The organism is Paenibacillus sp. 1SOY10, assembly GCF_056836745.1.
Window position 1 is genome coordinate 248,182 of sequence record NZ_JBXENK010000003.1, and the last position, 11,987, is coordinate 260,168.

The following is an 11,987-nucleotide window of genomic DNA, read 5'->3' on the forward strand; positions in this document are numbered from 1 at the left end:
TTGGGTTCCCGGCGGCGTGGCAGGGGATTTTTCTGCATATTTCAGTCCTCTCCTGCAAATAGTATGGGCGATATTATGTGAAGGGAGCGCCAACTTTGAAACTTGCTTTGATTTGCTCGTTGTTGGCCGGTTTGCTGCTTGGCCAGGGAGCTCCGGCTTCAGCCCTGGCTGATGTTGCTCACCATTTCGGATTCAAGAAGAGTGTCGAGGGACGGATGCCCTCCATTAACGAAGAAGGCTTCAAGGATATCATTGACAAGAACGGAGCTATCTTTCTTGGTGATACAACACGCAAGGAGCTCTTCCTTACCTTTGATAACGGCTATGAGAACGGGTATACTGCGCCTATTCTGGATACCTTGAAGGCCAAGAAGGTGCCAGCTATCTTCTTCGTGACGGGTCATTATGTCAAGACACAGCCTGAGCTGCTGAAGCGGATGAGGGCGGAAGGCCATCTGATTGGGAACCATTCGTGGAGTCATCCAGACATGACCACCATTTCGGATGAACAAATTCGGGAGGAATTGGAGAAAGTGAAGAGCGCTGCTGCCCAGGTTACGGGACAAACGGAGATGATCTATCTTCGTCCGCCACGGGGGATTTTCAGTGAGCGTACGTTGCAAGTCACTCGGGAGCTCGGATACATTAATGTCTTCTGGTCGGCTGCGTACAAGGATTGGGACGTTAACGCCCAGAAGGGTGCCGATTATGCCTATCAGAAGGTAGTATCCCAGCTCCATCCTGGGGCTGTTCTATTGTTACATGCCATATCGAAGGACAACGCAGAGGCCTTGGGCGCTATTATCGACGAAGCACACCGGCAGGGGTACGAGTTCAAGAGTCTGGATGCACTCGGACAGCCGCATTTATAGAGAGGTAGTCAAAAAGTCGTCTTCCCAGAACGAAGCAGTTCGAGGAGTAATTCGACATCGAATCTTGAATTCAGCCGGGCCTTCCGTTGCTCACGCTCTCATGCTTCCGAAGTCGTTTTCTTCGAAAACGTGTAGCTCCGCTACTCAGTCCCTGCCTTCATCGGGGCTCAAGCGTTTTGAAAAAACGCACATCGGAAGCATAAGCTTCGGTCCTGTAAACCCGACTTTTTGAACAAGCACTATAAGAATACGAAGTCGTGGGAGACCGCAGTCGTCAGGTTTTTTCCTGTGAACTGCGGTTTCTTTATGTCGATAATTGTCCAAATTTTGACGGCGCTTGATTTTGCCTATCTCACCCTCTTATAATTAGGGATGCGAAATAATAGCATAGCTAATTATTAAACAATGAAAATAAAAAAAAGGGGGTTTGCCACTTGTTTATCGGTGAGAATCCACAAGCACATAGATTGCTTAAGGCGTTCCACCGCTTCCGGAAGCTGGATATGAGGCAGATGATGTCGCCATCGGTGAAATATAAGCCCAGTGAAGTTCGGCTCTTATTCGTAATTGCCCATGGCTTGGAGATGGATGAGCGCGGTGTGAAGGTGTCAGAGCTAAGTGCGATGTTAGAGGTGGCTCCACCCACAGTGACGCCACTGATTCGCAGCCTGGAGGAACATGGACTGGTACTGCGACGCAACGATGAGGAAGATCGGCGGGCGGTAAGGGTCCTGTTATCCGACCAGGGTCGGGCCGTACTCCACGAGACGGCCAAGAAGCGATCCGAGGAGCTTATGGGCCTCGTTGAATATTTGGGGGCAGAGAAGAGTACCCAGCTTAGCGAGCTGTTGGAGCAAGTCTATACGTATATGGAAATACAAGTGAATGGCAATCAAGCAGACAAAGACTAGAACATGTGGAGTGATGGGAAATGATTAAACTTTTCCGTAATTTGAAACCCTACCGCTGGGTGGTAGCGGCCGTACTGGTGTTGGTCTTCTTCCAGACCTTATCCGAACTCTATTTACCAACACTGATGGCCGATATCGTTGACAAGGGGGTAGTGACTGGAGATACGCCTTATATCTGGCGTGTTGGCGGCTTGATGCTGCTTGTGGCGCTAGGTGGCATGATCTGTTCCGTAGCGGCGAGCTTCTACTCATCCAAGGCAGCCACCGGCTTCGGGAAGTTACTGCGGGGCAAGGTCTTCAAGCACGCGTCCAACTTCTCCTTGGAGGAGTTCGACAAGATTGGCACTGCGTCGTTAATTACACGCACTACCAATGATATCAATCAGGTCCAGCAGGTGCTCATTATGATGCTGCGGATGATGGTTATGGCACCGATGATGTGTCTGGGCGGCATTCTGATGGCTGTGTCCAAGGACGCTACACTGTCCTTAATTCTTGTAGTCATCTTGCCAGTACTGGCCTTGACAATCTGGCTCATCGCCAGAAAAGGTCTGCCGTTATTCAAAGCGATCCAGAAGAAGATAGACAAGTTGAATCTGGTCATGCGCGAAAGCTTGACCGGCATTCGGGTCATTCGTTCGTTTAACCGTACTGATTATGAGAGCAAGCGCTTTGACGAAGCCAACTTGGACTTGACCGATACCTCGATCAAGGTCAATAAAATCATGGCGTTCATGATGCCGGTGATGATGCTGGTTATGAACTTATCTTCCGTAGCCATTATTTGGTACGGAGGGTTACGTATTGATGCGGGCCATATGCAGGTAGGGGATCTGATGGCTTTCCTGCAATATGCGATGCAAATCATGTTCTCCCTCGTGATGGTATCCATGATGTTCGTCATGATTCCACGGGCCGCAGCTTCGGCTGTGCGGATCAATGAGGTATTGGACATGGAGCCGGGCATCAAGGATATGGTTACTGGGAAGAAGCCATCCCAGGCAGGGCAACGTGGTCTGGTGGAGTTCGACAATGTTTCCTTTAGCTATCCGGGTGCTGAACAGCCTGCGATACAAAACATCTCATTCACCGCTAAGCCGGGGCAGGTAACGGCGATTATTGGCGGAACGGGTTCCGGTAAATCCACGCTGATCAGCTTGATACCACGGTTCTATGATGTGCAGGAAGGGAGCGTTCGTGTAGGTGGTGTGGACATTCGTGATCTGACGCAGGAGGAACTGCGGAGCAAAATCGGCTTTGTACCACAGAAGGCGGTGTTGTTCTCCGGAACCATAAGCGAAAATATCCGATATGGCAAGGAGGACGCCAGCGACGAGGAAGTACGTCATGCTGCACAAACTGCCCAGGCCAGCGAATTTATTGGCAATATGGAGGAAGGCTTTAATTCGTTGATTGCTCAAGGCGGGACCAACGTATCGGGCGGTCAGAAGCAGCGTTTGTCCATTGCTCGGGCGCTGGTGCGTCCTGCGGAAATTTACATCTTCGACGATAGCTTCTCAGCACTTGACTTCAAGACTGATGCCAAGCTGCGCGCGGCGTTGAAGCAGGAGACCCAAGAGTCCACGGTAATGATTGTGGCTCAGCGGGTGAGCACGGTGCTGGATGCCGATCAAATTATCGTTATGAACGAAAGTCAAATCGTAGGCATCGGCAACCACACCGAGCTGATGGAGACCTGTGAGGTTTATCAGGAAATCGTCCGTTCGCAGCTTTCAGAGGAGGAGATCGCATGAGCCAGGAACAAAAACAAAGAAAACGCGGATTTGGTGGACCTGGCGGCAGACACGGCGGTCCTGGTGGACCAGGTGGACCTGGCATGGCTATGCCGGTAGAAAAGGCCAAGGACTTCAAGGGCACACTGAAAAGGCTGATTCAGTATTTGAAGCCACATCGTTTTTATTTATTCGCCGTTCTGGTGATGGCAATCTTAAGTACAATATTCAGCATTCTTAGCCCGAAAGTCATGGGGAAGGCGACAACCAAGCTGTTCGAAGGCATTGTGGCCAAGTTCCAGGGAGTTCCGGGGGCGGAGATTGATTTTCAATATATTTGGCAAATTATTATGGTTCTGATTGGACTTTACGTGCTTAGTGCTCTCTTTGGTTATATTCAGCAGTATCTGATGGCCGGTGTGGCCCAGAAGACAGTATACGATTTGCGGCGGGACGTGAACACGAAATTAAACAAGCTGCCGCTGAAATATTTTGATGCCCGGACCCATGGGGATATTTTGAGCCGGGTTACGAATGATGTGGATAATATCAGCACAACGCTTCAGCAGAGTTTAACCCAGTTGATTACGTCGATTCTGACGATTATCGGGGTTATTGTGATGATGCTGTCGATCAGCCCACTGTTGACCCTGATCGCTGTGTTGACTTTGCCCATAAGTATTGTTGCTATTACGTCTATTGCCAAGCGTTCACAGAAGCAGTTCGTTCGTCAGCAGAAAGAGCTGGGGCAACTGAATGGTCATGTAGAAGAAATGTATACGGGACACAAAATTGTGAAAGCCTTCGGCCGGGAAGGGAAGTCGCTGGAGCAATTTGATGAAATCAATGAACGGCTGTATGAATCGGGTTGGAAGGCCCAGTTTATCTCCGGGGTAATCATGCCGATCATGAGCTTTATCGGTAACATTGGCTACGTGTTAATCTCGGTGGTTGGCGGTATTCTCGTGACCAAGCGTTCCATTGAGATTGGGGATGTGCAGGCCTTTATCCAATATGCACGTCAATTTACGATGCCGATTACGCAAACGGCGAACATTGCCAACATTATTCAATCCACTGTCGCTTCGGCGGAACGCGTATTCGAGATTCTGGACGAAGAGGAAGAGGTTCCTGAAGCAGCTAAGCCTGCTGTGCTGAAGCAGCCTCAAGGCAACGTTATCTTCGATCACGTGCGGTTTGGGTATGACAGCGAGAAACCGCTCATTGAAGACATGAATATCAACGTCCATCAAGGACAGACCATTGCTATCGTAGGTCCAACCGGGGCGGGGAAAACGACGCTGATCAATCTGCTCATGCGCTTCTATGAGCTTAACGCAGGCTCCATTACCGTGGATGGTGTGAGTATCGCGCAGATGAAGCGCGGAGATTTGCGCAGCCTGTTCGGCATGGTGTTGCAGGATACCTGGCTGTTCAATGGCACCATTCGCGATAATATCGCCTATGGCCGGGAAGGGGCCACCGACGAAGAAGTTGTCAGTGCAGCTAAGACGGCGTACGCCGATCACTTTATCCGCACCTTGCCGGGCGGTTATAATACGGTGCTGAATGAGGAAGCCTCTAATATCTCGCAAGGGCAAAAGCAGTTGTTAACCATTGCTCGCGCCATCTTGGCTGATCCAGCCATCCTTATTCTGGATGAAGCAACCAGTAGCGTAGACACGCGGACGGAGCTGCATATCCAGCAGGCAATGAATGAGCTGATGAAGGGCAGAACCAGCTTTGTTATAGCGCACCGTTTGTCGACGATCAAGGATGCCGATCTCATTCTGGTGATGAATCATGGCTCGGTCATTGAACAAGGTACGCATGAGGAATTGCTGGAGTTGGGCGGCTTCTACGCCGACCTGTACAACAGCCAATTCACCCATGGTGAATTTGAACCCGAGGCAGGTTAAGCTACAGACATACTGTTGCGGGCCGGATACTGCTGGCTTGATCTAACTTCACGGCAGACCAGAAAGAATAGCTCGTAGCCTAGAAAATGAGATGGAATTACAAGAAACGGCGATGCAAGGGACATTATGTCCTTGCATCGCCGTTTGCTGCTATTTATGGTTGGTGATATGCTTGCACCTAGTCTGGCGTTTAGCCCTCCCCGGCCAAGCGGTGTAAGGCAGGCTCATCAAGGAGACGGAGCTCGCGACGCGCGACCGAGAGGACACCACCTTCACTAAGCTGACGCAGCTTGCGGCTGAGCGTCTCCGGCGTAGCGCCAATCAATCCGGCTAATTCTTTCTTGGACACAGGTAGCGTGAAGGCATCAGAGGTGGGAGCAGCTTTCTGGCGGAAGTACAGCAGCATCTTGGCCAGTCTGCGGTCAGCTTCCAATAGCGTCAGCACCGCGGCCCAAGCATCAGCTTCCTCCAATTGTGTACTGAGAGCGGTCATAAAGCGGGCGGACGTGTCCGGGTCCCGACGTAAAATATCGAGAAAGTCGCTCCGATGTATCCGGCAAACACCGGTAGTATCGGCAGCATAAGCACTGGCATAGTGTGGCTTCTCTTGCAAAAGAGCAAATTGCCCGAAGAAATCGCCAGGGAACAGCAGCCGAATAATATGCTCCTTGCCGTTGTCCTCCAGCTTGGTCAGCTTAATGATGCCTCGATTGACAACGTACAGCGATTCAGAACGGTCCCCCTCCCGAAAAATCAGCTCTCCCTTGCGGTATTGGGCAGTCTGCATAACCGAATGAAGCAATTCTACCTCGCTGCTGCGTAGTCCGGTAAATACCGGGACATGGGCCAGGCAAGAGGGGGTATTTTGATGAGTCGTATGGGTTTGGCAAGCACAGGCTTTCACGCTGTTCCCTCCTTCCGGGTTATCCAGGTTACGTTAATTTAACCCTATCAGTGGCTAGGACCCCTTCAGGTGATTTATATCACAAAACAAGTGTCCAATTCTTGATATGAGTCAAGATGGGGTGCAGCTCTATATAAGCTAACTCAAAAAATAGGCAGAACAAGCCAGCGGGAAAAATGATCCTGAGGACGATTATGGCATTCTGATAAGAAGGATATTACCGGTGAAGCTTGATTCAAATCAAGGCTCGTTCCAGAGAAGTATGGAAAAATGAACCTATCATATGATCCGGACTCATACGGACAGATAGGGGGAACTAACTATGAAGAGCTTCACATTTGAGGATTTGCGTCATATTGACCGGGCTACGCTCGGGGGTGAGGTACCGCTGGAACTGTTTCGGGCCATCCGGCTGATTGGGATGCAGCAGGGCTTGCCGATGGAGGGCAAGGGGACAACCGCTTCCATTGGCCGCAAGATTGGAGAAAACCTGCCCGTGAGTACGTTAGAGGAACTGCTTGCTTTATTTGCAGTGCTACGTATTGGACTGCCACGTGTGGTGGAGCGCACCGAACGATTGATTACAATCGCCGTGGATGACTGTTTCTGCAAGGGACTTCCTCTGATTGAAGAGAAGAAAGTCTGTGATCTGGAAGGAGCCATCTTGGAAGGAGCACTGGGGCGCATTCTGAACCAGAAGGTCAGCGTGCGGGAGACCAAGTGTAATGTATGTGGGGATGAGCATTGCGAGTATGAAGTCCGAATCTACGCTCAGTAGATTCTGAGTTGGGTAGGAAGGGCAGCAACCGTTATAAATGTGGTGAAAAAGTGTGTAAAAAAATGTGGCCAAAAGCGTGGTAACCAACTGTGTGAACCAAGTATCAAAGTGTGTGAACAAGTAAATAAACAAGTAAATAAACAAGTAAATAAACAAGTAAATAAACAAGTAAATAAACAAGTAAATAAACAAGTAAATAAACAAGTAAATAAACAAGTAAATAAACAAGTGTGTTAAACAAGCTACCGCTAGCCAGTGGGGGAAGATGCAGAAACGGGGAGTGTAAGTCCGTGCCGAGCGAGTATCAATCCGTACCAGATATGAATGAACGGGAAAAACTCCCTATAATTCGTATGGCATGGGGCGTTTAGAGAACTTAACTGGAAATGCTCCCTATAAATCAGCGAGTATCGGCATTTACGGCTGAAACAGGTAAATTAACATGATGATTTCCCGCTAAATGGAGAAAAATTGGGATTTTCGGGAAATTAGCTGGGGGATTTCCCGTTAGCTGGGGGATTACTAGCCCAGCTACGCTGGGGAAAAAAGAAGAAGGTGGCATCCAAAGCTATACACGCTTTGGGTGCCACCTTCTATGGGGTTGACTAGGGTGAGCGGGGGATGGAATCCGCTCGCCCTAGTCATCCAGCAGCGCTACGTACTGCGTAAGTAGCGCATCCACGCGGAGCTGCCAGCGCTCACGAAGCTCCAGCAGCTCCGCGAGCCGCGCGGCGTCGCAGGCCACCTCCGGGGCCTGCATCGCCGCCTCTGCCGCCGCCAGCTCCGCTTCGGCGGCGGCGATGTCGGCCTCCAGCTTGCGCACGGAGGCCGGATTTGCGGGCGGGCGCGCCCCGCTTGCCGCGCGCCCGCCCGGGGCCTCGCCGCCTGTGGCCCGCGCCACAGGCGAAGGCGTGCCCGGCGCAGCAGCCGCTGGCGTGCTGCGCCCCTCTGGTGCGGCGCCTGCATCGCCGGCGCCGCCGAGCCTTGCCGCCTGGCGTGCGGTTCCAGGCGGCTCCCCGCTCTGCCTGGCCGGTTCGCTTCCGGCTCGGCCAGTCTCCTTCCGGGCCAGCTCAGCCCGGAAATCGTCGTACCCGCCCAGGGTGACGCTGAGGCGCCCACCCTCCAGCGCCCAGACCTGACTTGCTACTTTGTTAATAAAGTAGCGGTCATGGGACACCGCCAGCAACGTGCCGGGGTACTCCTCCAAGGCCTCCTCCAGCGCTTCGCGGGCATCGATATCCAGATGGTTCGTCGGCTCGTCGAGTACCAGCAGATTGGGCTTCTGATGCATCAGTACAGCCAGGCGCAGCCGGGTCCATTCGCCACCTGACAAGCGGCTGATCTTCTTGAATACGTCCGCGCCGTAGAACAGAAAGCGGGCCAATTGACCACGAGCCTCGCCGGTCTCAATACCGATGTGGCCCCGGAAGAATTCCAGCACGGTCTCTTCATGACCGGCAGGTGTGGCCTGTTGGGCCAGGTAACCGGGTTCCACGCGGGAGCCTAACTGGACTTCGCCTTCCTGCGGGGGCTCGGTCCCCAGAATGTTTTTTAAGAGCGTACTTTTTCCCGTTCCGTTATCTCCAATGAGCACAGCGGCATCGCCATAACGAAGGGTGTGGGTCAACTCACGGTACAGCCAGCGGCCACCTCTCTGATCACCAACCTCGCGCAGGACGATGGCATCCTTGCCTGAGCGGTCTCCTTGTTGGAGTTGCAGGTCAATGCGCTGCCGCTCCAGAATGGGCTTCTTGAGCTTGGTCATACGATCCAGCGCTTTTTGCATAGAAGCAGCCCGGCGGTGAAATCCAGCGTTCGGTGGATTGGAACGATTGCCCCATTCAATCAACTGCTTGATGGATTCCTGCATCTTTTTGATCTTCTTTTGCTGCTCCTGATAATCTGCGAATTGTTGCAGCAGCCGTTGCTCTTTCTCTTCCTTGTACGTACTGTAATTGCCGAAGTAGGTGAAGGCTTCACCATCCTCAAGTTCAATGATCTTCTCAGTCACCGCATCCAGGAAAAATCGATCATGCGAGATAACCACCGTAGTGCCGGAGAAGCTGCGCACAAATCCCTCCAGCCATTCCGTAGCAGCCATGTCAAGGTGATTGGTTGGTTCGTCAAGCAGGAGCAAATCCGGAGTTCTTAGCAGCATGACCGCAAGGCCCACCTTCGTCTTCTCGCCGCCAGAAAGGGAGGCGAAGCCGCGGGCGAACTGTTCCTCCGTAATACCAAGGCCCCCGGCAATCCGCAGAATGGAGGCCTCCATCTCATATCCGCCCTCACGCTCAAAGATTTCTTGCAGCATGCCGTATTGGTGCAGAAGTTCATCCAGCGAGAGAGAAGTTGAACTGGAAGCCCCACCAGGCTTAGCGGCCATCTCCCTGTTGTCTTCGCTGGATTCAAGGGACAACCTGGACATTTCAGCTTCCAGTTGCTTCATCTCAGCCTGTACTTGGCGCAAGTCGTCGTACGCTCCAAGCAGGACATCATAGACGGTATCCTCCCGGCGGTAATCCGGAATTTGCGCCAAGGTACTGATGCGGGCATTCCTGCGAATGTGGATTTGTCCTTGATCCGGCGGCTCGCTTCCCGCTAATAGTTTCATCAGGGTCGTTTTGCCTGTACCATTACGGCCGATAAGGCCTACGACCTCACCACTTTTAATTTCAAATGTAACCTCACTTAGCACCAGCTCGGCGCCATAATATTTCTGAACATGCTGACATTGGATCATCATGGGTATATTCTCCTTCATTTCCCATGCCGTCCAGCCCTGATCCTGTCGTTAGTTGAACACAAGCAAGTGCCGACAGAGGCGGCGAATGCTCTTATGTGTCTGTATAAAAATAAAGAAGGCAGCAGGAAATCCTGCTGCCTTCTTGGGTTCACGGACAGTGAAGTTTAAGGTAGGAGCGGCATTTCGCAATTTGTTATGGATATCGAGTTTGTAAAAATGGACAGACTTCTCCCGTGATGAGCTGTCACATGAACAATGCCAAACATTGCCAGCGGCAGTTGGCTCACTCGATTCCACGCAAATTTGCGATCCACACTCCTCACCTCCTTCACAAATAGTTAGTTTGATTATAGTAGGTAAGCGTAGAGAAAGCAAGCAATCGGGAATAGGGCTGGCCCGTTCAGCGAGGCTATTTGTCAGAAAAAGGATTGACGAGTGTAAGTGCAAAGTGTAATATTCAACTATCCCGAGGTAAATTGTGGGGAATAAAGAGTAGAGATGAAGGGGATGGATGTACATGAAAAAGTGGAGTTTACTGGTGTTAACGCTGGCGCTGACGGTTTTGGTCGCGGCTTGCGGCAACAATACAAATAGCGATGCGACATCCGGCCAAGGGGCCAATACACAGAAATCAAACAATGGAGGCAATGAGGCGGCTCCAACCAATCTGCTCGAATCAGTTAAGGCCAGCGGCAAGCTGCGGGTAGGTACGGAAGGAACCTATGCACCATTCACGTACCACGACAAGGATGGGAAACTGACAGGCTTTGATGTAGAAATTGCCGAGGAAGTGGCCAAGCGTCTTGGTGTGGAGGCTGAGTTTATTGAGACGCCTTGGGATGGTATCTTCGCCGGTCTGGATGCCAAGCGGTTTGACACAGTGTTCAATCAAGTAACCATTCGTGATGACCGTAAAGAGAAATATGATTTCTCTGATCCTTATATCGTATCCCGGGCTGTGCTGATCGTAAACGACGACAATGAGGAGATCAAGGCATTTGCCGATCTCAAAGGGAAGAAAGCTGGACAATCCTTAACCAGTAATCTGAGTGATATTGCCAGAGAGAACGGGGCGGAGATTGAAGCGACAGAAGGCTTTAATCAAGCCATTGACCTACTATTGTCCAAACGAATTGATGCGACCGTCAATGACGGGTTATCGTTCTTCGACTTGAAGAAGCAAAGACCTGATGTGAAGCTGAAGATCGTGGATGAGCTGCCGGATGCGGCAGAAAGTGCGGCGTTGTTCAATAAAGGCAACGAAGAACTCATTGAGGCAGTTAATCAGGCGCTGGCGGACATCAAGAGCGATGGCAAATACCTGGAGATTTCCGAGAAATACTTCGGAGAGGATGTTTCCAAGTAAAGAGCGGCACAAAGTTAAAATAGAAACAAGCTCAACATGAATTAGAAGCGGCCCATTTAGGGGCCGCTTCTATATGGAAAAGGATGCTTACGATGGATGAAAGAATCTGGAACATTATCGTAGATTCATTTTGGCCGCTTCTGCGAGCAGGGGTTGCCTTTACAGTTCCGCTGACCCTAATTTCCTTTGCGCTTGGCTTGCTGCTGGCGGTGTTGACTGCACTTGCCCGGCTGTCAGCCTTATGGCCGCTGAGGCAGATTGCGAAGTTTTATGTTTGGATTATTCGCGGAACGCCGCTATTGGTGCAATTGTTCGTCATTTTTTACGGACTACCATCCTTGGGAGTGACCTTGAACCCGTTCCCGGCAGCGGTGATCGGGTTTACACTGAGCGTAGGCGCGTATGGATCGGAAATCGTACGCGCGGCTATCTTGTCCATTCATGCCGGACAATGGGAAGCTGCCTATTCGGTGGGAATGACCCGTATGCAGGCCTTGCGCCGCATCATTTTGCCACAAGCCTCCAGGGTATCCGTACCACCACTCGCCAATTCCTTCATCAGTCTCGTTAAGGATACGTCACTCGCGGCGACGATTACGTATACGGAAATGTTCCGCACAGCACAGCAGATTACGGCTACCACTTATGAACCGCTCGTTGTTTATGCAGAGGCTGGCTTGGTCTATCTTTTCTTTAGTACCCTGCTTTCTTCGCTGCAAAATCATTTGGAGAAACGGCTCGACCGTTTTTCCGCCCGATAA

General features: G+C 51.3%; 9 protein-coding genes. 7 read left to right on the forward strand and 2 right to left on the reverse strand.

Annotation, left to right across the window (positions count from 1 at the left end):
* Nucleotides 1-95 precede the first annotated feature (95 nt).
* The 4 genes from pdaA to AC1VOR_RS11975 all read left to right on the forward strand — a co-directional run bounded on the left by pdaA (nt 96) and on the right by AC1VOR_RS11975 (nt 5,435).
* Nucleotides 96-872: a delta-lactam-biosynthetic de-N-acetylase gene (pdaA, locus tag AC1VOR_RS11960; RefSeq protein WP_482618066.1), complete on the forward strand. Its 777-nt coding sequence runs from the start codon at nt 96-98 to the stop codon at nt 870-872.
* A 434-nt stretch (nt 873-1,306) separates the two neighbouring features.
* Complete coding sequence (locus AC1VOR_RS11965) at nt 1,307-1,783, forward strand: MarR family winged helix-turn-helix transcriptional regulator (protein WP_059050117.1); 477 nt, start codon at nt 1,307-1,309, stop codon at nt 1,781-1,783.
* A gap of 20 nt (nt 1,784-1,803) precedes the next feature.
* A complete protein-coding gene (locus AC1VOR_RS11970; protein ID WP_482618070.1) occupies nt 1,804-3,537 on the forward strand; it encodes an ABC transporter ATP-binding protein in 1,734 nt (577 codons plus the stop codon).
* The gene (locus tag AC1VOR_RS11975; RefSeq protein ID WP_482618071.1) at nt 3,534-5,435 is read left to right on the forward strand and encodes an ABC transporter ATP-binding protein; all 1,902 of its coding nucleotides are present in this window, start codon (nt 3,534-3,536) and stop codon (nt 5,433-5,435) included. The genes AC1VOR_RS11970 and AC1VOR_RS11975 overlap by 4 nt, the downstream gene beginning before the upstream one ends.
* Before the next feature lie 190 nt (nt 5,436-5,625).
* On the opposite strand, the gene AC1VOR_RS11980 is transcribed toward AC1VOR_RS11975, so the two are convergent.
* Nucleotides 5,626-6,339, reverse strand: coding sequence for a Crp/Fnr family transcriptional regulator (locus AC1VOR_RS11980; RefSeq protein WP_482618073.1), 714 nt, complete (start codon nt 6,337-6,339; stop codon nt 5,626-5,628).
* Between the two features lie 322 nt (nt 6,340-6,661).
* On the opposite strand from AC1VOR_RS11980, the gene AC1VOR_RS11985 reads away from it, so the two are divergent.
* Nucleotides 6,662-7,117: a V4R domain-containing protein gene (locus AC1VOR_RS11985; RefSeq protein ID WP_482618076.1), complete on the forward strand. Its 456-nt coding sequence runs from the start codon at nt 6,662-6,664 to the stop codon at nt 7,115-7,117.
* Between the two features lie 637 nt (nt 7,118-7,754).
* Here AC1VOR_RS11985 and abc-f read toward each other — a convergent pair.
* Nucleotides 7,755-9,860 (reverse strand): ribosomal protection-like ABC-F family protein, encoded by a 2,106-nt coding sequence (abc-f, locus tag AC1VOR_RS11990; protein WP_482618077.1) that lies wholly within the window; start codon nt 9,858-9,860, stop codon nt 7,755-7,757.
* Nucleotides 9,861-10,377: 517 nt separating this feature from the next.
* Here abc-f and AC1VOR_RS11995 point away from each other — a divergent pair.
* Nucleotides 10,378-11,226 carry an amino acid ABC transporter substrate-binding protein gene (locus AC1VOR_RS11995; RefSeq protein WP_482618079.1) on the forward strand — a complete coding sequence of 283 codons (849 nt, stop codon included), beginning with the start codon at nt 10,378-10,380 and terminating at the stop codon, nt 11,224-11,226.
* A 92-nt stretch (nt 11,227-11,318) separates the two neighbouring features.
* On the forward strand, nt 11,319-11,987 hold the full coding sequence (locus AC1VOR_RS12000) for an amino acid ABC transporter permease (protein WP_482618081.1): 669 nt from the start codon (nt 11,319-11,321) through the stop codon (nt 11,985-11,987).

Bases quoted from the DNA above. Each gene is read 5' to 3' on its own strand.
- AC1VOR_RS11970 (WP_482618070.1), top strand. From the start codon at position 1,804: ATGATTAAACTTTTCCGTAATTTGAAACCCTACCGCTGGGTGGTAGCG.
- AC1VOR_RS11975 (WP_482618071.1), top strand. From the start codon at position 3,534: ATGAGCCAGGAACAAAAACAAAGAAAACGCGGATTTGGTGGACCTGGC.
- AC1VOR_RS11985 (WP_482618076.1), top strand. From the start codon at position 6,662: ATGAAGAGCTTCACATTTGAGGATTTGCGTCATATTGACCGGGCTACG.
- abc-f (WP_482618077.1), bottom strand. From the start codon at position 9,860: ATGATGATCCAATGTCAGCATGTTCAGAAATATTATGGCGCCGAGCTG.
- AC1VOR_RS11995 (WP_482618079.1), top strand. From the start codon at position 10,378: ATGAAAAAGTGGAGTTTACTGGTGTTAACGCTGGCGCTGACGGTTTTG.
- AC1VOR_RS12000 (WP_482618081.1), top strand. From the start codon at position 11,319: ATGGATGAAAGAATCTGGAACATTATCGTAGATTCATTTTGGCCGCTT.